The organism is Nitrosopumilus oxyclinae, assembly GCF_013407165.1.
In the GTDB taxonomy this organism is placed as follows: domain Archaea; phylum Thermoproteota; class Nitrososphaeria; order Nitrososphaerales; family Nitrosopumilaceae; genus Nitrosopumilus; species Nitrosopumilus oxyclinae.
The window spans coordinates 48,680-73,696 of record NZ_CP026994.1; the positions used below are offsets into that span (position 1 = coordinate 48,680).

Annotated in this window: 9 protein-coding genes; 4 read left to right on the forward strand and 5 right to left on the reverse strand. The window is 34.8% G+C overall.

The window, feature by feature from the left end:
• Nucleotides 1-68: 68 nt before the first annotated feature.
• Nucleotides 69-833, forward strand: a complete 765-nt coding sequence (locus C5F49_RS00310; protein WP_179362789.1) for a glutamate racemase — start codon at nucleotides 69-71, stop codon at nucleotides 831-833.
• On the opposite strand, the gene cobM is transcribed toward C5F49_RS00310, so the two are convergent.
• The 4 genes from cobM to C5F49_RS00330 are packed head-to-tail and all read right to left on the reverse strand — an operon-like array spanning nucleotide 814 to nucleotide 3,431.
• Nucleotides 814-1,584, reverse strand: a complete 771-nt coding sequence (cobM, locus tag C5F49_RS00315; RefSeq protein ID WP_179362790.1) for a precorrin-4 C(11)-methyltransferase — start codon at nucleotides 1,582-1,584, stop codon at nucleotides 814-816. The two genes, C5F49_RS00310 and cobM, sit on opposite strands and share 20 nt — an antisense overlap.
• Nucleotides 1,577-2,299 (reverse strand): precorrin-2 C(20)-methyltransferase, encoded by a 723-nt coding sequence (gene cobI / locus C5F49_RS00320; protein WP_179362791.1) that lies wholly within the window; start codon nucleotides 2,297-2,299, stop codon nucleotides 1,577-1,579. The genes cobM and cobI overlap by 8 nt, the downstream gene beginning before the upstream one ends.
• A 36-nt stretch (nucleotides 2,300-2,335) precedes the next feature.
• Nucleotides 2,336-2,926, reverse strand: coding sequence for a precorrin-6Y C5,15-methyltransferase (decarboxylating) subunit CbiT (gene cbiT / locus C5F49_RS00325; RefSeq protein WP_179362792.1), 591 nt, complete (start codon nucleotides 2,924-2,926; stop codon nucleotides 2,336-2,338).
• A 25-nt stretch (nucleotides 2,927-2,951) separates the two neighbouring features.
• Nucleotides 2,952-3,431, reverse strand: a complete 480-nt coding sequence (locus C5F49_RS00330) for a hypothetical protein (protein WP_179362793.1) — start codon at nucleotides 3,429-3,431, stop codon at nucleotides 2,952-2,954.
• 103 nt (nucleotides 3,432-3,534) lie between these two features.
• On the opposite strand from C5F49_RS00330, the gene rqcH reads away from it, so the two are divergent.
• Nucleotides 3,535-5,463: a ribosome rescue protein RqcH gene (gene rqcH, locus C5F49_RS00335; RefSeq protein ID WP_179362794.1), complete on the forward strand. Its 1,929-nt coding sequence runs from the start codon at nucleotides 3,535-3,537 to the stop codon at nucleotides 5,461-5,463.
• Here rqcH and C5F49_RS00340 read toward each other — a convergent pair.
• Nucleotides 5,423-5,692 carry a hypothetical protein gene (locus C5F49_RS00340; protein WP_179362795.1) on the reverse strand — a complete coding sequence of 90 codons (270 nt, stop codon included), beginning with the start codon at nucleotides 5,690-5,692 and terminating at the stop codon, nucleotides 5,423-5,425. The two genes, rqcH and C5F49_RS00340, sit on opposite strands and share 41 nt — an antisense overlap.
• Before the next feature lie 360 nt (nucleotides 5,693-6,052).
• Here C5F49_RS00340 and C5F49_RS09780 point away from each other — a divergent pair, with 360 nt between their 5' ends.
• Nucleotides 6,053-20,263, forward strand: a complete 14,211-nt coding sequence (locus C5F49_RS09780) for a LamG-like jellyroll fold domain-containing protein (protein WP_425489630.1) — start codon at nucleotides 6,053-6,055, stop codon at nucleotides 20,261-20,263.
• 36 nt (nucleotides 20,264-20,299) lie between these two features.
• Nucleotides 20,300-24,991 carry a leucine-rich repeat domain-containing protein gene (locus tag C5F49_RS00445; protein ID WP_179362811.1) on the forward strand — a complete coding sequence of 1,564 codons (4,692 nt, stop codon included), beginning with the start codon at nucleotides 20,300-20,302 and terminating at the stop codon, nucleotides 24,989-24,991.
• The last annotated feature ends 26 nt before the right edge of the window (nucleotides 24,992-25,017 follow it).

Here is a 25,017-nt window from a genome sequence, read left to right on the forward strand (position 1 = left end):
TGTAAATTTAGATCAGTTTTTGACTAAATTTAGCTAACAAACATTAGCTTTTGTGTCTTGAATCATTTGTGGTTAAAATTGTAGTTTTTGATTCAGGTCTAGGCTCATTGTCAATAATTAAAGCTATTCAAAAAATTTCAAAGTCGGAAATTATTTACTTTGCAGACCAAGAGAATTTTCCTTATGGAGAAAAATCTCAGGCTCAACTTTCTAAAATAATTAAAAATTCTATAAAATTACTAGATAAAGAATTTTCTCCCAATTTCATAGTCGTTGCATCAAATACGCCTAGTTTGATGTTAAATTTGACATCAAAAAAAATTATTGATGTAAAACCTCCTCTAAAAGAAGCTCTCAAATTATCCAAAACAAAACAAATTGGAATATTAGCAACAAAAAGTGCAATTGTTAGTAATGGTTTAACTCAATATATTAAAGAAAATAACTTTTCAAAAAAACTTAAAATTTTCAAAATTAATGGATCAGATTTAGTTGATTTGGTAGAATCTGGTAAATTTATTTCAAATAAAAAATATTGTAATAAAATTATTAAAAAAATATTGGAACAAATACTTTTTCAAAATAATATTGATACGATCACATTATCCAGTACACATTTGCTATTTTTAAAATCGTTATTAAAAAAACAATTTCCAAAAATTAATTTTGTTGATCCATCAGAGATAGTTGCAAAAAAGATTTTATTAATGATAAAAAATAATCAATCTAAAAAAAATTCATTAAAGATTTTTGCTACAGGAGATACTAAAATATTTGAATTAAAATTAAACAAATTAGGGATTAAAAATAAAGTTAACTTGATTCCTTTTTAGCTTTTCTATAACCATGACTAAATTTTTTGTCATACAGTTTTGAATATTCATATGTTTTAGGATCTATTACATCACTAATTATAACAATTGCAGTACGAGTAATTTTTTCATCTTTTATTTTTTTAGCAATATCTCCTAATGTACCTTTGATGATTTTTTGATCAGGCCAGCTTGCTCTATAAACAACTGCAACTGGTGTAGATTTTTTATATCCTCCTTCAATTGCTTCTGCAACTAATTTAGAAATTAGTTGTATGCTAAGATAAAAAATTAATGTTGCTTTATGTTTTGCAAGCTCTGAAATTTTTTCACGTTTTGGAACTTTAGTCCTAGATTCACCTCTTGTAACAATAATTGTTTGAGTAACCCCTGGAAGTGTTAATTGCATTCCAAGTGCAGCTGCTGAGGCTAAAAATGCAGTAACGCCAGGAATTACAGTAGATTTAATTCCCTTTTCTTCAAGATTGTCTATCTGTTCTTTGATGGCACCATAAATTGATGGATCTCCATCATGTAATCTAACAACTAGTTTGTCTTTTTTTGCATTCTTATACAATAAATCAAAAATTTCTTCTCTAACTAATTTAGCAGCATCATGTAGTTTTCCTTTTTTACATAGTTTTAAAATTGGATCAGGAATTAATGATCCAGAATACACAACAACATCTGCTTTTTGAATTAGTTTTTTAGCTTTAACGGTAATGAGTTCAGGATCACCTGGACCACAACCAACAAAAAATACCTCAGACACGTTTTACCACCAAGATTGAGAAATATTTTGTTGTTAATGATGAATCGTTTACTTCACCTAATGTCATTTTTCTAATAATTTCATTTTCAGTTCCAAGGTCTTGTCCAATTGCAAAAATAGAATTATCTGGGAATCCAGATTCTTTTAACACTTCAATAACTTTGTCAAAGTATCTTCCATCTTTAAGAAATATCATTGATTCAGAATGTTTGGCAATTTCTTTTACACTTGATAAATCGTAACAAGATGGAATAATGGCAACTTTTTCTGCACCTTCAGCTACACTCACACCCACTTTGGCTGCAAATGTAAACATGGAAACAATTCCAGGAATTACACTAATGTTCATATCAGGATAATTTTCTTTAAGATCTTTGTGCATGTAGATCCAAGTACTATACAAGAAAGGATCACCTACAGTAAGATATACAACATTTTTTCCAGTCAATACAGTTTCAGCCATTATTTTGGCATTTTTCTTCCATGAGGCTTTAAGAATATCTTTGTCTTTAGTCATTGGAAAGATTAGTTTTATTATTTCTTGATTTTTTGATTTATCAATTATTGGTGAAACTACTGCAAATGCAATACTTGGCCTAGCCTCGTTAGATGCAGGACACATTATGATATCTGCATTTTGAATTGCTTTTACAGCCTTGACTGTGAGTAGTTCAACATCTCCAGGTCCTACTCCTATTCCAATTAATCCCGGCATGAAATGTATGATTTTCTTCCTAATTAAAAATCTAGATTAAATTCTAGTTGCAGATATGATGGTTACAGGATTTCTAGCAAGCATCATGGTCCCAGTAGTGGTCTTTCTACTCTTAGATATCGTAACTTGAGTAATATCAACAGATTCAAACTGTAATTTTTCTAATACTTGTAGTACAGAGTACAAAGTCTCAATCAATATAATGCCAATTACAATTCTACCATTCGTTTTTAATTTATTTTCACAAAGTTCAACTATTTCTTTAGTGTCACCGCCAGTCCCTCCAATGAAAATAGTATCAGCTTCTTCAAGTTCAAGAATTTTTTCTTTGGCATTTCCATGAATTACTGAAATGTTAGTTAAACCAAATTTTTCAATATTTCTTTTGGTTAATTCTATAGCGGTTTCATCATAATCAATTGCTAAAACTTTCCCAGATGATTCTATTTGAAGTGCAGCTTCAATAGAGATAGAACCGCTACCACATCCAATATCATAGACAATTTGTCCAGGTTTTAGCCTGGCTTTGCTTATTTGAATAACTCTAACTTCTTCTTTAGTGATGGGAACTTTTTCTGCTCTTTCAAATTCATCATCTGGAATACCAGGTGTTTTAAATTTCCACATTTATTATTACCATTTAATTTTTAGACTAGATGTTAATTCCATTAGTAGTACTAGCTAAATGAGTCAATGTATAACTTACAATCCATGAAAACAAGTATAAGAAAACATAGCTTCCAATAGCTTGTGTGACAACCTTTTTTCTATCTGATGATGGTAATTGCATCTTCATTCCTTTAGCAACTATTACGGTTCCAAAAAATATAACTATCATAAATCCAATAGATGCCCATCTTCTTTCTTCACCTTCGATACCTTCAAAAATGAAAGTTGCTGCAGTTCCTGCTATTATAGCCAAAGCAACGCGCATCCAAAATAATTTATTTAATTTTCTATCTTTTTCACTTTTCTCAGCAATACTAATTGAAGGTTCCCCTGATGGGGTATCTGGAACAGATTTAGATTTTTCTGTTTCTGGTGTATCTATAGGAGCATCTTCAATTGATTCATTTTTTGATTCATTAGGATCTACTGTAGGTTCAGATTTTTTCTTTTTGAATTTTGCCAAGTAATTTTCTAGCGTGTCTCAAGCAAACCATGTTTAATATCTTTGGTCAAAGTTTGAGTATTTCAAAGCAAGAGTATAATTTTAGATAAGAAACAGGTAGGTTATGGCACTATCTGGGATAGAATTACGATATTTAGTTGATACAATTACCGAACAAGTTCAAGGATACTATATCAGTAACATTTATGGAATTACTAAAGATAGCATTCTCTTCAAACTTCATCATACAGAAAAGAGTGATCTATTCATGATGATTTCAACATCAGGTGTTTGGTTAACTACAGTAAAAATTGATCAAATGGAACCAAATAGATTACTTAAAAGATTACGAAGTGATCTTTTACGATTAAAATTAAAGAAAATTGAACAAATTGGTGCAGAGAGAATAGCATACTTTACTTTTGAAGGATTTGGAAAAGAACTAGTTTTAGTAGGAGAATTTTTTGGAGATGGAAATATTTTACTATGTAACAATGAAATGAAAATTCTTGCATTACAGCATTCAATCGATGTAAGACATAGAAAATTAGGGGTTGGTTTGGAATATGTTCAACCTCCTAATAGCGGATTAGATATTTTTAATTTGAAACAGTCGGACTTTGATGAACTTAAAACAACAGATTTAGTTGCAGCAAAATGGTTTGGAAGAACTTTGGGTTTGCCAAAAAAATATGTCGAGGCTGTTTTTGAAATTGCACAAATTGATGGAAAAAGAATTGGAAATTTACTAACTGAGGAAGAGATTAAAATAATTTTTGAAACCGTTAAAAAAATTGTTTCAGATATAATATCTGGCAATCATAATGCTGTTATAGTTCGAAATGAAAAAACAGAAGTTCTTCCTCTCAGATTAGGAAAACTAGAAGGAGAAATAACACAAGCCAATAGTTTCATTGAAGGATTAGATACTGTATTTACTGAAAATATTATAGAAAAAGGAAAATCTGTACAATCAAGTGGTTCAGATAAGAAAATAAAGGAATTGCAAACACAAATTTCTGAACAAGAAAAAGCTATTGAAATAGTTAAAGAAAGATCTAAAAATATTACAGCAGTAGCAAATTCACTTTTTGAAATGGTATCAAAAGGAATTTTATCCCTTGAAGATACTTCTGCTCAAGAAATCTTAGCAACTCACAATGCAAAATTAGTTAGTGAAAAAGGACTTTCATTAATTGTTATTCAAGATGAAAAAATAAAAATAAATATTCAATCTCCTCTTCAATCAATTGCATCAGTATTATTCAATGAAGCAAAAAAACAATCAGCTGCAATCTCCTCAATTCAATCAATCAAAGAGAAAACAGAGAAAAAACTAGAAAAATTTCAGAATAAAACTGAATCTGAACAAGATCTTTTTGTTGTTACAGAAATTAGAAAGAAAAATTGGTACGAAAGATACAGATGGTTTTTTACAACTGATGGTTATCTTACCGTAGGTGGAAGAGATGCAGCATCAAATTCAGCTGTTGTTAGAAAACATTTAGATAAAAATGATAAAATATTTCATGGTGATATTTTTGGTTCACCATTTTTTATTTTAAAAGATGCTGAACTTGCACCTGATACAAGTATGAATGAAATTGCACATGCAACTGTTTGTTTTAGTAGAGCTTGGAGAGAAGGGATGTATGGTGTAAGTGCTTATTGGATTCATCCTGATCAAGTAAAAAAATCTGCACCCAGTGGAGAATTTTTACCTAAAGGATCATTTACCATTGAAGGACAAAGGAATTTTATCAAATCTGAAACTCTTAGACTAGCTGTAGGTATCATTAAACAAGATGATGATTATGTTTTAACATGTGGTCCTCCTGAACCAATCAAAAAATATTCTACGTTATATGCAATTATTGAACCACATGGTTCAGATATGGCTGAGACAGCCAAAAAAATTAGAATTGAATTTTCAAAATTCGAAGAAGAAATTGCAAAAAATATCCCTATAGATGATTATGTACGTGCATTGCCAGCTGGAAAAAGTCAAATTATTAAAGTAGAATATGGTGATGCAACTCTACTTCCTTTGTAAATACCAAATCTTTTTTAGTTTCAACATTATTCACTACAACATTATTCACTACAACATTATTCACTACAACATTATTCACTACAACATTATTCACTACAACATTATTCACTACAACATTATTCACTACAACATTATTCACTACAACATTATTCACTACAACATTATTCACTACAACATTATTCACTACAACATTATTCACTACAACATTATTCACTACAACATTATTCACTACAACATTTTTTAAAAATAAAAATATAATTTTCAAAAATTATTACAATTCAAAATTTAGATCCAATTCTCTATTTTTTCATCAAAATTCATCAAAAATCAGAGATCCAAATCGGATCAATGTATCTACTTAATTTCCACCATGGAATCAGTTTTTTAGGTACATTTCCACCTCCTTTATCGCTTTTTGTGAATCATTTTTTGTTGGTGTAGAAGAAGATGAGGTGTTTACCTTAGACTATCCTATGGATAGCATTATTGGATTTTTCAATCCTCTAGAGAATTCTCTACACCAAATTCTTGCAAATCAAATTCTACACCAAGAAATTTTTGCAAATATTTGCGTGGAGGATTTTTTTAATTGAGAACTCTTCTATCTTTTGTTGCAATTTTGTTGTTAGCTACATCCAGTTTACCACTTGGATTTGCAGACATTACACCAGTTGATTCATCAAACCATGAATCAATAGAACAAACACCTACACAAATAAGAAAAACTATTTCTGTAAATCTTGATGAATCTATGGGATTTTCAACTGATGATCCAAGAAAAAAACAAGTTGAAAGTATGTCTCAATTCATTGAAGAATATTCATCAAAATTAATTTATCTTGATGAAGATCTATCAATTAGTACATCAACATCTGATCAAAAAATTCATTATGATTATGTTGCAGTTCAATTACAACCAAAAGTTGAAAGAATTTTACAGACAGATAAACTTCGTGATGATAGAAAAAAGAATCTTAAAATTGAATCATTTTATTTTGATAATTTAGGTCAACAACAATCTGAAGATTTAATTTCAATTGATTCAAATATTTTACAAACAATATTTTTTACTGATCCATTTAAATTAATTTCTGATTCTTTATTAGAACATGATATTTTAGAAATTGAAAATATTCTTGATGAGCAATCTTTTGTAAATATTTTTAATTATATTTCTAATTTTGAGCCATCTTTTATTTTGGATAATTCTTTTGTTGTTGTTATTTTTACTCCACTTGTTTTCTTTTTATTCATTTTTGCTGAAGATGTTAAATTTAAATTTGAAAAAATTCGTCCTCTACTTTCTCTTGTTTGTGTTTTTATTATTTTATCAACCGTTATTGTAACTCCATATTCTATTTCATCAAGTTACTGGCCTGAAGCTTATGCTGATACTGGTGACATGAATGAACTAATTTATGATAATACAACTGCCTCAGATGACATCTCATCTTCTTCTACACCAGCTGAAGATACAGAAACTTCTGAGGCTACAACTTCTGATAGCACTGATTCCCCAGTGGATTCAACCTCATCTTCTTCTACACCAGCTGAAGATACTGAATCCACTGAGGTTTCATCTTCTACTCAACCAACTGCCTCAGATGACATCTCATCTTCTTCTACACCAGCTGAAGATACAGAAACTTCTGAGGCTACAACTTCTGATAGCACTGATTCCCCAGTGGATTCAACCTCATCTTCTTCTACACCAGCTGAAGATACTGAATCCACTGAGGTTTCATCTTCTACTCAACCAACTGCCTCAGATGACATCTCATCTTCTTCTACACCAGCTGAAGATACAGAAACTTCTGAGGCTACAACTTCTGATAGCACTGATTCCCCAGTGGATTCAACCTCATCTTCTTCTACACCAGCTGAAGATACTGAATCCACTGAGGTTTCATCTAATCAAACTTTGATCAATAACATAGTCACTAACAGTACAACAACTGAAGTTATTCCTACTAACAGTACAACAACTGAAGTTATTCCTACTAACAGTACAACAACTGAAGTTATTCCTACTAACAGTACAACAACTGAAGTTATTCCTACTAACAGTACAACAACTGAAGTTATTCCTACTAACAGTACAACAACTGAAGTTATCCCAGTCAATGGAACAATAGGCACCAACTCTACAGGCATCATCCCAGTCAATGGAACAATAGGCACCAACTCTACAGGCATCATCCCAGTCAATGGAACAATAGGCACCAACTCTACAGGCATCATCCCAGTCAATGGAACAATAGGCACCAACTCTACAGGCATCATCCCAGTCAATGGAACAATAGGCACCAACTCTACAGGCATCATCCCAGTCAATGGAACAATAGGCACCAACTCTACAGGCATCATCCCAGTCAATGGAACAATAGGCACCAACTCTACAGGCATCATCCCAGTCAATGGAACAATAGGCACCAACTCTACAGTTCTAGATGTACCCATAATATTACCAAATGCCACGGAATCTTGGCAATTTGAGACTCAGGTGAATGGCTCGCAATTTATTGGAGATGTGTACATTGAGGAGACTGATTCTAGCCTTATTCTAGATGGTGATGGATATGTTGCAAATAATGGAAATTCGACTAGCAATATATCAAATCTCTCAATCACAGCTTGGGTAAATCCTGATTATTCCGGCGGTTCAGCAGAATTTACAGTAATTAGTAAGGAAAGAGCATTTGCTCTAACAATTAACAATAATATCGAACCAAAACACATTGCTATTTTCTCTCTATTTGATGGAATCACATGGCATTCTGTTCAAACAACTGAAAAAATTGGAGATGATTGGTCTCATATTGCTGCAACATTTAATGGAACAACATTATCAATCTATACAAATGGAACACATTCAAACACAAATGAATCAATTGAAAAAATTGAATTAACAATTAATGGACAACTCGAAGCTAAAACAATTGAAACAATTGAATCTACATCTGATATTGTAATTGGTGCATCACTTGATAATAATAGATCACTTGATGATGTTACAAAACAATTCTTTGGTGAAATTAAAGAAATTAATATTTTTAATGTTTATCTTACAGCAGAACAAGTAGAAGAAATTTATCTACAAACATTACCTATAATACAATCATTATACAATAATACAATAGTAGAAATTATTGAAGATAAAAAAGATCTAGTAGTTATTGATGTATTAACACCTAAATCAATTTCTAATTCAACTAACATTAATGGAACAAATACTGATACAACTATTGATTCACTAAATGCAACTGATTCATTATTCATATTTAATGATACACAAGGATATATTCCAATTGTAGAAGAATCATTAAATGAAGAACTAAACCAATTAACAATATCTACATGGATTAATCCATCTTACACATCTGGTTCAGCAGAATTTGCAGTTGTATCTAAAGAAAATTCATTTGTTCTTGGAATTAATAATATTTATTCACCTGAGAAAGTTTCAACATTTGCAATCTTTGATGGAATAACATGGACAAAAATTTCTGGCACAACAGAAGTACATGATTGGTCACATTTAGTTGCAGTAATCAATGGAACAGAACTTTCATTATATCTAAATGGTAATCTAGAATCACAAACAATAATTCCTGAATCATTTACAATTTTAGAAGGAGAAGTTTCAACAGTATCTGCTGAAATTGCAGAAAATGATTCTGATTTGATCATCGGTGCATATCTTAACACACTTAGAAGCAAGGTATCCCTCTCAAATCACTTTTCAGGAACAATTGATGATGTTTTAGTATACAAAGAAGCCCTTTCACAGGCACAAATCAAGGAGATTTACGCCGGTTATGTAGTGCCATCTGAGAATTACAACATTCCTTTCGAATCTCAACTTTTATCTTTCACTGATGTACTTACAGTATTTGTAAATAATTCAACAGTATCTGAAACTGTCTATGTTGCACCAATTAACATTACATCAACTGCTCCATTAGCAGTACAATCACTATCATTTTCTGATTATGTATCATACAAGATTAATGGTGATTCAAATCAATCATCAGTTGATGTAATAGTATTTTCTGATGTTGTAGTAGCAACAATCATTCCTTATGATACAACAAGAAATGACGACATACAAATCATTTCTGAATCATTGTCCTTCTCTGATGTTGTAGTAGCAACAATCATTCCTTATGATACAACAAGAAATGACGACATACAAATCATTTCTGAATCATTGTCCTTCTCTGATGTACTTTCAATATCAATTAATGACATTAATCTAGTTACTCTATCAGAATCCCTATCATTAAATTCTAAATTACTCTCTAGCAATTATACATTCACAGCAAATAATGTTACATCTGATATCATACTAGAGCATGACACAATTGAAATCAATAAACAGGTTACATGGACACATGATGTAACATTCTCAAATTACACTGATTCTGTTGCAGTAGAAATTCCAGCAGATGCAGAAATTCTTATGATTAAATCTTTCAGTAACACTTCAGAAAATATAATCTTTGATTCCAAAAACTACGTACAAACGAATTCCACATACACAGGACTATATGATGATGCTGATATTTCAAACAAAGATCTAAAGAAATTCTTTAGACTAGTTGACTCTGTTCAAACAATTGAATCAAACATCAACAATACAAATGAAAAGATTTCATACTATGCAAACCTTGACAATGCCAAAGCACACAAAAAACTCGACAAACTAAATGAAAAATTAGACAAGCTAGAAGACAAACTAGAGGACAAACTAGAGAAAATTTCAGTTATTGTTCCTCTTGCATCTCTTCAACAAGTAGGTAAGATGCTACAACAAAACATGCCTCTCAAAGTCTTGGTTCTTAACAATACAGATGATAATGTAGAGTTGACCTTTACTACACCTGCACCAACTACTGTAGAGGAGGATAACTCTGATAATGACAAATTCAACAAAAAGGTTACAGTTTCCCACAAATCAGCATTACACTATACCAATGTCACAGCATATTCTGATCTTCCAGAAGATCTAGTAGAGGCAGGAACTGATTTCAAACTATTCTGGAACATTAACAATACCAGAGTAAATGTTACAGATGATCCAAGATTTGCAGTAGAATTTGTCGATTCTGATGTAAATGGAATTATAGATCAGATGAAATGGATAGTTCCACAATTATCAGAGCAAGAATTTGACATAGAAGCAGATCTTGAAATCATTAATGTTCAAAGCTATCCTGCAGTAGGCGGAAACTGGAAAGTAAGATTTACAACAAATGGTACTGCTGATCTAACAATCACTGCAGTTAATGGAACAACATTTGGCACTGTATCCCCTGATGATTTAAAATTCTTGGAGCTAAACAACGGTACTCATACACTTAATCCAATTGTAAATGGTAACACAATTACTTATTACAATTATTCTAGTACAGAGGAAGGATTTGAGGAATCACAAGTTCTAACTCCATTTAAACATCATTTGATGTTCCAGTTTGGTAACAAGACAGCATTTGCACACAACTCTGCATTTGTTCCAAATGGCCCACAGGCAATTACTTTGTATGGTAGTCCTATTGTATTTGGTTCGCCTGATACTGAAGATGATATGGCAACTACTAATGCAGTATTTCCTGGTTGGGATGAAGCAGCTGAGAGACAAGATTCAATTTTCACACACAACAGTGGTGCTGGTGGTTGTGATGGTTTGGAGGATACTGGATGTATTTCAATCAATGCAACAGAAGCAGGAACATACAGAGTCAATTACGGATTAAGCATAGCACAAGGACAAATTGATGTTGGTAGATGGCAAGCAGTTTCATTTATCCAAAATGATACTGATGGTATTGGCGGCTATGGTATTGGAGATGGAATGTCATGTTATGATTCTGCATATGATAGAAATTCAGAAAACTCTGATGGTGTTGCATTCTCTGGTGAATGTCTAGTAAAACTTGATGCAAACGGTTCCATTAGACTTGGTTTATCCAAAGTATCTGATGTATCTGATCCAGATGGCTACGTATTCACAGACAATAGAAACTGGCTATCAATGGTAAAGGTTGAAAATCCTACAATCTCTCTTAGTAAATCAGGAGGTACACTATCTGTTACTGCCACTCCAGCTGATATGACGTTCCTTGATGCAGATATTATAACCTATAATGCTAGTACATTTACCTTTGATGGTTCATCTGCTAATGCAGAAATTACAGTAGATGAAGATGGATTCTACAAGGTATCATACAGTGCTCTTGTTGAACTCCCAGGAACTGCAAGAACTAGCATAATTGGTAAAATACAAACAAACACTGGTGGCTCATTTGTTGATGATGTGTATGGTAGTAGTCTTACATACATTAGAGGTGGAGATGGTATTAATTTTGGTGCACCAACAGCATCTGCAATTCTTGAGCTAAATGCAGGCGATGAATTAAAGATTGTTTTAGAAGATGAAATAGCAGGAACTTCAACTGCTACTGATTATCATCTTGATGTTGAATTTCTTGGACCAAACACTTCTGCAAATGTTCTAAGAGTTTACAACGCTACTGGTGGACTTAACATTGATGTTATTTCAAGTGATGTTCTAATTGATTGGGATACGTCTGATGAGATAGGAAGTCATTTCACATTTACTGGAACGCCATCATCTCCAACTGAAGATATTACAATTAACGTTGCTGGACTATATCATATTGCATATGGAGTTGATTCTGTAAAAGATGGTACTAGTACTGGTGACAGATTTAAACAAATAACCAGAGTACAAGTTGATGATGGTACTGGATTTGTAGATGCTAAAGCATGTTTTGGTGACGGTTTTAGTAGAGGAAGCAATGCTGGTGAGGATCACAGAAAAATAACTTCATCATCAAGTTGTATGTTGGAGTTAGGAAAAGATGACAAGGTTAGAGTAGTTAGTCTCAAAACATCTGACCTTGGTACTGGCACTGATACTCATACTATCGCAGGCCAAACATATCTTACAATTCATGCTTTGACTATAAGCAATCCACCATTGGAAGAATCACTACCTCTTTCAGACGTCATAGAAACAGTATTGATTAAGAATACAGCAGAATCATTAGCACTTTCAGATGTTGTTATAGCTACAAAAATGGCTAAATTCACACTTGATGAATCATTATCTCTAGTTGATGATCCTATATTTGTAGACAAGGACGGTGAAGTTCTTGTTACCTTAGCAGAAGATTTGATATTTGGAGCAGATATTACTAGAGCACAAGTTCTTCCAATTTCGCTACAAGAATCACTCTCATTAGATGATATTGTTAATCGAAATGCTCCTTTCTCTCTTACAGAATCCCTTACATTATCTGATTCTATAATTGGAGAAGCATTTGTTCCATCCAATCCTGACTTTAAGATACAACATGGTACTGTAGTAATACCTGCTAATGATTTTGATGATACAATAACTAGTTCTGGTGGTGCAGACTTTGATGTATGTACAGGTGATTGTTTCATTATGCAAGTAAGTTCAAGACATTCTGGTATGGGTACTACATCTGGTGGTGGTACTCAGGATGCAAATGATGTTACAACATACATCTCTAGTGATGCAGGTCTAACTGTTGCTGGTACTGTTACATTTACCAGAGCAGACAATACAAATCCTGATAACAGAGTTGCATGGCAGATTCTAGAATACATTGGTCTTGCAGGTGGTCCAAACGAGATGAAAGTATTAGATACAGGTACTGTTTCACTTGGAGCTACAACTGCTAATGCAGCAGGTGCTACAATTAGTGGTGGTGCAGCAGATGATGATGATGTTGCAGTAATCATTACAGGTGTTTCAAACACTAATGCTGGTGTAAATGCCTATACAGCAGGATTAGTCACTACTGAATGGAAGGGTGCAAGCAACGTACCTGTCTTTAATAGAACTTCAACAACTGATGCAATTGATGTTTCATATGCTGTAGTTGAATTTACTGGTAAGAACTGGGATTTGCAAAGAATAGAACATTTAGGAACTGATATTCCTTCTAATGCAGAACAAACTGAATCAATTGATGATGTAGGTGATCTTTCTCGTGCTTTTATCTTACAAGCTCAGCAAAGAAGCCCCGATACTAATGATACAGATGGTCTTTGTGAAATGGGTGAGCAGGTATGGTTATCTGACACTGATACTTTATCATTTGCTCACGATGCTGATACTGGTTGTGATTATGAGGGTCATAACATAAACGAAGTTGTATGGATTCTTTCTAACTCTAATGCACAAACTGGAAAGAAGATGATCGTAGAGCATCAACAACCAACTCGAGCTCCAGGAGGATTAGAAGAAGATAATTGGCAAGTATCAATTAATTCTCTTACATATGGTACTGATGAGACGGCAATTCTTGGTTTGACATCAAACTCTGATGGTAGTGGTAGTGCATTTCCTAGAGGATGGGTTATTGCAGAACTTACTGATTCTACTACGGTTGATTTCTGGCAATCAGACTCTGATACACAACAACAAAAATACTCTTTCAGTGTTGTACAATGGCCTCGTTCAAAAATCATATCTTTATCACTTGCTGAAGATTTGGGATTAGCTGACATTATCCTTGTAGACAAGCCATACACTGAATCTCTAACAATTTCTGATGTTGTTGAAGTTGTAAATGATGCTAGAGTTGAACTTGTAGAATCATTATCTCTAGTTGATAGCCCTGTATTTGTAGACAAGGACGGTCAAGTTCTATCTAATCTTGCTGAATCATTTTCATTTGATGATGGAACAGTATCTGTCTTAATTCTACCAATTAAACCACAAGAATCATTGTTACTAGTTGATTCTGTAGAATTTACTCATGATAAAACTCTCACACTTGTTGAATCATTAGTGTTTGATGATGAAATTCCTATTAGTGAAGTATTTCGATCTTCAAATCCTGACTTTAAGACACAACATGGTACATTTACAATAAGTGCTGCATCTACTACTGGAACAATTACTAGTTCTGGTGGTGCAAATTTTGATGTATGTACAGGTGACTGTTTCATTATGCACACAAGTACAAGACAAACAGGTTCAGGTGATACGACTAATGGCGGTGTTCAAACTCCAGATAACTTTATGACCCATGTGTCAAATGATGGTGGTTTAACTACTGCAGGTACTGTTACATTTGCAAGATCTGGTTCTACTAATGATAACAGAGTTGCATGGCAGATTCTAGAATACATTGGTCCTGCAGGAGGTCCAAACGAGATGAAAGTATTAGATACAGGTATTGTTTCATTTGGAACTACAACTGCTAATGTAGCAGGAGCTACAATTAGTGGAGGTGCAGCAGATGATAATGATGTCGCAGTAATTATTACTGGTGTTAGCTCTGATGGTGGTGCAACTGACTATGATTCTTCTCTTGTTACTACTGAGTGGAGTGGTGCAAGCAACGTACCTGTCTTTAATAGAACTGCAGTAAATTCTGTATCACTTGATGTTTCATATGCTGTTGTAGAATTTACTGGTTCTGCATGGAATCTTCAAAGAGTTGAAAAAGTTGGCTCTGATTCTCCTTCTCCAATACAAACACAATCAATTACGGATGTAGGTGATCTTTCACGTGCATTTGTATTACAAGCTCAGCAAAGAAATGCAGATAACACTGCATCAGATGGTCTTTGTGAAACTGGTGAAAGAGTATGGTTATCTGATACTACAACTGTATCATTTTACCACGAAACTGCTACTGATGCTTGTACATATGATAGTAATATGAACAGAGTTGTATGGGTTCTTTCTAACTCTAATGCACAAACTGGAAAGAAGATGATCGTAGAGCATCAACAACCAACTGATCAATTAAACACTGTAGATCCTAATCCACCAGAAGAGGAGAACTGGCAAAGATCCATTAATTCTCTTACATATGGTATTGATGAAACTTCAATTCTTGGATTTACATCAAACTCTGATGGCACATCTACTAATTATCCAAGTGGTACAATTGTAGCAGACCTTACTGATTCTACTACAGTTGATTTCTGGCAATCAGACTCTGGTGAAGAGCAATCTTATTCTTTCAGTGTTGTACAATGGCCTCGTTCAAGAGTAATTAGTATATCACCTGTTGAAAGTTTCTCATTTTCTGATGATGTATCAATTGATCTTAGATTAACTCTAAATGAGAATTTATCATTTAATGATGGTACAGTTGAGACTATGAATGCAGTATCTGTATCCCTCACTGAGAATTTATCATTTAATGATGGTACAGTTGAGACTATGAATGCAGTATCTGTATCCCTAGATGAGTCTCTCTCACTAGTAGACGACATCAATAGAAACATACCTGTCTCTCTAACAGAGTCACTCTCCCTAGTAGATGACATCAACAGAACATTCAACATCTCTCTAACAGAATCACTTTCACTTCAAGATACTATTGCCAAGACATTTACTGTATCACTAACTGAAAACTTGACACTAGTAGATGACATCAACAGAACATTCACTGTATCACTAACTGAAAACTTGACACTAGTAGATACTATTGCCAAAACATTCAACATCTCTCTAACAGAGTCACTCTCCCTAGTAGATGACATCAACAGAACATTCAACATCTCTCTAACAGAATCACTTTCACTTCAAGATACTATTGCCAAAACATTCAACATCTCTCTAACAGAATCACTTTCACTTCAAGATACTATTGCCAAGACATTCACTGTATCACTAACTGAAAACTTGACACTAGTAGATACTATTGCCAAAACATTCAACATCTCTCTAACAGAGTCACTCTCCCTAGTAGATGACATCAACAGAACATTCAACATCTCTCTAACAGAATCACTTTCACTTCAAGATACTATTGCCAAAACATTCAACATCTCTCTAACAGAATCACTTTCACTTCAAGATACTATTGCCAAGACATTCACTGTATCACTAACTGAAAACTTGACACTAGTAGATACTATTGCCAAAACATTCAACATCTCTCTAACAGAGTCACTCTCCCTAGTAGATGACATCAACAGAACATTCAACATCTCTCTAACAGAGTCACTCTCCCTAGTAGATGACATCAACAGAAACATACCTGTCTCTCTAACAGAATCACTTTCACTTCAAGATACTATTGCCAAGACATTTACTGTATCACTAACTGAAAACTTGACACTAGTAGATGACATCAACAGAACATTCACTGTATCCTTAGCTGAAAACTTGACACTAGTAGATGACATCAACAGAACATTCAACATCTCTCTAACAGAATCACTTTCACTTCAAGATACTATTGCCAAAACATTCAACATCTCTCTAACAGAGTCACTCTCCCTAGTAGATGACATCAACAGAACATTCAACATCTCTCTAACAGAATCACTTTCACTTCAAGATACTATTGCCAAAACATTCAACATCTCTCTAACAGAATCACTCTCCCTAGTAGATGACATCAACAGAACATTCAACATCTCTCTAACAGAATCACTTTCACTTCAAGATACTATTGCCAAGACATTTACTGTATCACTAACTGAAAACTTGACACTAGTAGATACTATTGCCAAAACATTCAACATCTCTCTAACAGAGTCACTCTCCCTAGTAGATGACATCAACAGAACATTCAACATCTCTCTAACAGAGTCACTCTCCCTAGTAGATGACATCAACAGAACATTCAACATCTCTCTAACAGAATCACTTTCACTTCAAGATACTATTGCCAAGACATTCACTGTATCACTAACTGAAAACTTGACACTAGTAGATACTATTGCCAAAACATTCAACATCTCTCTAACAGAGTCACTCTCCCTAGTAGATGACATCAACAGAACATTCAACATCTCTCTAACAGAGTCACTCTCCCTAGTAGATGACATCAACAGAACATTCAACATCTCTCTAACAGAATCACTTTCACTTCAAGATGCTATTGCCAAGACATTTACTGTATCACTAACTGAAAACTTGACACTAGTAGATACTATTGCCAAAACATTCAACATCTCTCTAACAGAGTCACTCTCCCTAGTAGATGACATCAACAGAACATTCAACATCTCTCTAACAGAGTCACTCTCCCTAGTAGATGACATCAACAGAACATTCAACATCTCTCTAACAGAATCACTTTCACTTCAAGATACTATTGCCAAGACATTCACTGTATCACTAACTGAAAACTTGACACTAGTAGATGACATCAACAGAACATTCACTGTATCCTTAGCTGAAAACTTGACACTAGTAGATGACATCAACAGAACATTCAACATCTCTCTAACAGAATCACTTTCACTTCAAGATACTATTGCCAAAACATTCAACATCTCTCTAACAGAATCACTCTCCCTAGTAGATGACATCAACAGAACATTCAACATCTCTCTAACAGAATCACTTTCACTTCAAGATACTATTGCCAAAACATTCAACATCTCTCTAACAGAATCACTCTCCCTAGTAGATGACATCAACAGAACATTCAACATCTCTCTAACAGAATCACTTTCACTTCAAGATACTATTGCCAAGACATTCACTGTATCACTAACTGAAAACTTGACACTAGTAGATACTATTGCCAAAACATTCAACATCTCTCTAACAGAGTCACTCTCCCTAGTAGATGACATCAACAGAACATTCAACATCTCTCTAACAGAGTCACTCTCCCTAGTAGATGACATCAACAGAACATTCAACATCTCTCTAACAGAATCACTTTCACTTCAAGATACTATTGCCAAGATATTTACTGTATCACTAACTGAAAACTTGACACTAGTAGATGACATCAACAGAACATTCAACATCTCTCTAACAGAGTCACTCTCCCTAGTAGATGACATCAACAGAACATTCAACATCTCTCTAACAGAGTCACTCTCCCTAGTAGATGACATCAACAGAACATTCAACATCTCTCTAACAGAATCACTTTCACTTCAAGATACTATTGCCAAGACATTCACTGTATCACTAACTGAAAACTTGACACTAGTAGATACTATTGCCAAAACATTCAACATCTCTCTAACAGAGTCACTCTCCCTAGTAGATGACATCAACAGAACATTCAACATCTCTCTAACAGAGTCACTCTCCCTAGTAGATGACATCAACAGAACATTCAACATCTCTCTAACAGAATCACTTTCACTTCAAGATACTATTGCCAAAACATTCAACATCTCTCTAACAGAATCACTCTCCCTAGTAGATGACATCAACAGAACATTCAACATCTCTCTAACAGAATCACTTTCACTTCAAGATACTATTGCCAAAACATTCAACATCTCTCTAACAGAATCACTTTCACTTCAAGATACTATTGCCAAAACATTCAACATCTCTCTAACAGAATCACTTTCACTTCAAGATACTATTGCCAAGACATTCACTGTATCACTAACTGAAAACTTGACACTAGTAGATGACATCAACAGAACATTCAACATCTCTCTAACAGAGTCACTCTCCCTAGTAGATGACATCAACAGAACATTCAACATCTCTCTAACAGAGTCACTCTCCCTAGTAGATGACATCAACAGAAACATACCTGTCTCTCTAACAGAGTCACTACCACTAGATGACGGTACAGTTGATCCTACTGCAATCATTAACATCTCTCTAACAGAATCACTCTCCCTAGTAGATGACATCAACAGAACATTCAACATCTCTCTAACAGAATCACTTTCACTTCAAGATACTATTGCCAAAACATTCAACATCTCTCTAACAGAATCACTTTCACTTCAAGATACTATTGCCAAAACATTCAACATCTCTCTAACAGAATCACTTTCACTTCAAGATACTATTGCCAAGACATTCACTGTATCACTAACTGAAAACTTGACACTAGTAGATGACATCAACAGAACATTCAACATCTCTCTAACAGAGTCACTCTCCCTAGTAGATGACATCAACAGAACATTCAACATCTCTCTAACAGAGTCACTCTCCCTAGTAGATGACATCAACAGAAACATACCTGTCTCTCTAACAGAGTCACTACCACTAGATGACGGTACAGTTGATCCTACTGCAATCATTAACATCTCTCTAACAGAGTCACTCTCCCTAGTAGATGACATCAACAGAAACATACCTGTCTCTCTAACAGAGTCACTCTCCCTAGTAGATGACATCAACAGAACATTCAACATCTCTCTAACAGAGTCACTCTCCCTAGTAGATGACATCAACAGAAACATACCTGTCTCTCTAACAGAGTCACTCTCCCTAGTAGATGACATCAACAGAACATTCAACATCTCTCTAACAGAGTCACTCTCCCTAGTAGATGACATCAACAGAAACATACCTGTCTCTCTAACAGAGTCACTCTCCCTAGTAGATGACATCAACAGAACATTCAACATCTCTCTAACAGAGTCACTCTCCCTAGTAGATGACATCAACAGAAACATACCTGTCTCTCTAACAGAGTCACTACCACTAGATGACGGTACAGTTGATCCTACTGCAATCATTAACATCTCTCTAACAGAGTCACTCTCCCTAGTAGATGACATCAACAGAAACATACCTGTCTCTCTAACAGAGTCACTCTCCCTAGTAGATGACATCAACAGAACATTCAACATCTCTCTAACAGAGTCACTCTTCCTAGTAGATGACATCAACAGAAACATACCTGTCTCTCTAACAGAGTCACTACCACTAGATGACGGTACAGTTGATCCTACTGCAATCATTAACATCTCTCTAACAGAGTCACTCTCCCTAGTAGATGACATCAACAGAAACATACCTGTCTCTCTAACAGAGTCACTCTACCACTAGTAGATGGTACAGTCAACAGAACCACTAGTACACTAAGTGTATCCTCTAACAGAGTCACTCTCCCTAGTAGATGACATCAACAGAAACATACCTGTCTCTCTAACAGAGTCACTACCACTAGATGACGGTACAGTAGAAACAATCAACACAATCATTGTATCACTCACAGAAAACTTGACACTAGTAGATGACATCAACAGAAACATACCTGTCTCTCTAACAGAGTCACTACCACTAGATGACGGTACAGTAGAAACCACTAGTACACTAAGTGTATCCCTAACAGAGTCACTCTCCCTAGTAGATGACATCAACAGAAACATACCTGTCTCTCTAACAGAGTCACTACCACTAGATGACGGTACAGTAGAAACAATCAACACAATCATTGTATCACTCACAGAAAACTTGACACTAGTAGATGACATCAACAGAAACATACCTGTCTCTCTAACAGAGTCACTACCACTAGATGACGGTACAGTAGAAACCACTAGTACACTAAGTGTATCCCTAACAGAGTCACTCTCCCTAGTAGATGACATCAACAGAAACATACCTGTCTCTCTAACAGAGTCACTACCACTAGATGACGGTACAGTAGAAACAATCAACACAATCATTGTATCACTCACAGAAAACTTGACACTAGTAGATGACATCAACAGAAACATACCTGTCTCTCTAACAGAGTCACTACCACTAGATGACGGTACAGTAGAAACCACTAGTACACTAAGTGTATCCCTAACAGAGTCACTCTCCCTAGTAGATGACATCAACAGAAACATACCTGTCTCTCTAACAGAGTCACTACCACTAGATGACGGTACAGTAGAAACAATCAACACAATCATTGTATCACTCACAGAAAACTTGACACTAGTAGATGACATCAACAGAACATTCAACATCTCTCTAACAGAGTCACTACCACTAGATGACGGTACAGTAGAAACCACTAGTACACTAAGTGTATCCCTAACAGAGTCACTCTCCCTAGTAGATGACATCAACAGAAACATACCTGTCTCTCTAACAGAGTCACTACCACTAGATGACGGTACAGTAGAAACCACTAGTACACTAAGTGTATCCCTAACAGAGTCACTCTCCCTAGTAGATGACATCAACAGAAACATACCTGTCTCTCTAACAGAGTCACTACCACTAGATGACGGTACAGTAGAAACCACTAGTACACTAAGTGTATCCCTAACAGAGTCACTCTCCCTAGTAGATGACATCAACAGAAACATACCTGTCTCTCTAACAGAGTCACTACCACTAGATGACGGTACAGTAGAAACAATCAACACAATCATTGTATCACTCACAGAAAACTTGACACTAGTAGATGACATCAACAGAACATTCAACATCTCTCTAACAGAGTCACTACCACTAGATGACGGTACAGTAGAAACCACTAGTACACTAAGTGTATCCCTAACAGAGTCACTCTCCCTAGTAGATGACATCAACAGAAACATACCTGTCTCTCTAACAGAGTCACTACCACTAGATGACGGTACAGTAGAAACAATCAACACAATCATTGTATCACTCACAGAAAACTTGACACTAGTAGATGACATCAACAGAAACATACCTGTCTCTCTAACAGAGTCACTACCACTAGATGACGGTACAGTAGAAACCACTAGTACACTAAGTGTATCCCTAACAGAGTCACTCTCCCTAGTAGATGACATCAACAGAAACATACCTGTCTCTCTAACAGAGTCACTACCACTAGATGACGGTACAGTTGATCCTACTGCAATCATTAACATCTCTCTAACAGAGTCACTCTCCCTAGTAGATGACATCAACAGAACATTCAACATCTCTCTAACAGAGTCACTACCACTAGATGACGGTACAGTAGAAACAATCAACACAATCATTGTCTCACTCACAGAGTTACTACCACTAGATGATGAAGATCTCAAGTTTGAAGGAACTTTAAAAATTAGAGTTACTAGAGATTCTCTATTGATTGGTAGCGCGGCATTCTCAATTACTCCAAATCCAATAACTGGAACTGGAAGTCTAAGTATTACAGATAATATGGGACTTGATGTAAACGGGACATTAGGAGAGATACAAATTCTGGAAGTCCCAGTAAGGGATTATGATATTGTAATGACTACTGTTCCAAGTGGAAATTCAGTAGATGTTGATGAGGCTACTATCTCAGTAGGTGGAGATGATGTAAATCCTCTTGTAGAATTTGAATTATTTAGTACTGCAACTGATTTATCGATGCTTCCTCCACAACCATCAAAAACATCACCAAATCTTAATGCAACTCAGCTTGCAGTTCTAGAGGGATTTACAGCAACAGTTGTAGAAGGTGCATCCACTACAACAATCAACACATCAACTCAATCTCTAAAAATAATTAGAGTTGGTGTGAATAATACATCCGGTATACAGACTGCCATTTCACAACAATCAAACATAAAATATGATAATTCTTATGCAGTTGGAACAAGTGGAACTGTTGTACAAAACACAATAAAGATTCCAAAATACACTCTCTCATCTAATAGCTCTCTAACTGCAATTATTCCTCTAGCAGTATCTATAGAACCATCACACCAAATAATTTCTACTCCACCAATCAAAAACATTGTTCCTGGAAAACAAATGATATTCCCTGTAGAGTCAAGCCTTATTCCTAGCTTTGGAGGTATATCAAAACTTGATATCACAACAAATGCAAGTTCAACTTCTGTTGGAATCTTTACTAAGGATTGGGTGGTAATTGAGGTTGATGATGGTCACATTAATTCACCAACATTAGCAAGTAGTGGAATTACAAATGAATTGGAATTAGAAATTGATGTCAAATACAGATATGAAGATGATGTAGTTGGATTTAACTTTGGTAATTCTTCTAACTTTAAATCAAAACCAGTTATGACAGTATTAGTACCAAAACCAATATCTACTGATATTATCACACTTGCAAATGGATGTGCAGATGTTGAAGTTCATACACTTGTAGGTGGAGTATGGACTGCAGGAATTGATACAGTTTTATCAAATACACCATCAACAATTAATTCTAATTATTGTGATGTAGAGTTTGAATCTGATCACTATTCCAAGAAATCAGTATCCTCAAAGAAGAGCTCTGGTACTGGAGGTACTGGAGGTACTGGAGGTACTGGAGGTACTGGAAGTACTGGAAGCAGTGCAGGAAGTGGCGCTGGTAGAAGTAGTGGAGGTACTAGTTCTGGCGGATTTGGAGGAATTCTAGCAAGTCCATTAACAATTAACGAGATTTCATATGACAAATGTTCAGAGAATATGGCAAGAATCATAGTTTCAAGTGATGCAGATATGCCACCAACTGTCAAAGTAACTACTGCAAAATCTGGAGTTGTATTTGCCAAATTAGCTGAAATCCAACCATATGAGGAACAAAACAAATTCATTACTGTAGATAGATATCTCTATGAACTTCCAATTTCATCTGATGAGTCATTCATGTATGTATCAGTTACAGAAGAAATAGGAAATACATCAAACACTGTACAAGCTTCAGTTAAACTACTTTCATGTGAAGGAACTACTGTTATTGTTCCACTCCCAGATGATATATTCTCAGAAATTTCAGAGGCTGCTGCAAGAATATTTGATACCAAGATTCAGATTGGTAATGCAACATCAATTGATGCAGCAGAATCAGAATTCTTGTTTGTCAGCAGCCAAGATTTGACAGTTTCTGCAATCATTGATAGTGAAACACCACTAGAACGTGTAGAATTGAGATCAATTACAATGGGACAACCAGTTTCTGATTACATTGGAATCAAGATGGATATCACACCATTGTATGTTTCAAACTCAACCTATGTTGTAACTGGAACAATCCCATCATTCTGGATGGGAGAACCTGGAATGACTTACTGGATACACATTACTGATGAGGATAAAGCACAGACAGAATCAATCCAATATAACATTGGTGCAAAACCAACTAGTGTATCTAATATTGCAGTTGAAGTTGATATGCCAACGATCAAGGCATCAGGCTCTATTGTAAAACCAGAATTCTATATGTTTAATGAGGATAAACCATCATATGGAATTGTATCACTGGTAGTAGATGGTGAAGTAGTCTCAAAGAGATCACAAATGTTTGGAACAGGTCAGACCCAAATTATCTTCAATTGGAATACACCAAAATCTGATGTATATGTTGAATATGATATTCAGGGTCTAGTTGAATTGTATGATAGCAAAGTCAGTACAGCAACATCAATACTTGCAACCCATCCAAAGACTGTAACAGTATCTGCAAATGAAATGCCAGCATTACAAGTAATACAGAGAGATGACACAATACTTGCAGATCCTGCACTAGTCTACGCATCTAATGCTAATTCTGAACTTAGATTTACTGTAACTGATCCTCAAGGACAGTGTATCATTGGTGGTACAGATGAATGCCTAGTTAATGAAAGTACTAGAGGAAAACGTGGTGGAATGGAGAGTGTTCCATATGGTGACCAAATACTCAGAGTCAGATATTCAGGACCAGACAATGCACTTGAGAGATTCTCAATTACATCAATTGATCCAATTGTAGGACAATGGAGTGTATCATTAGAAACTGAAGATGGATTTGTACAACAAGCACATGCATCAGAAAGTGTAGATGTAAAAATCAAATATAGATATCACTCTGAAACAATTACTGCATTTTCATAGTTATTTATAAAAATAATTTAAAAATT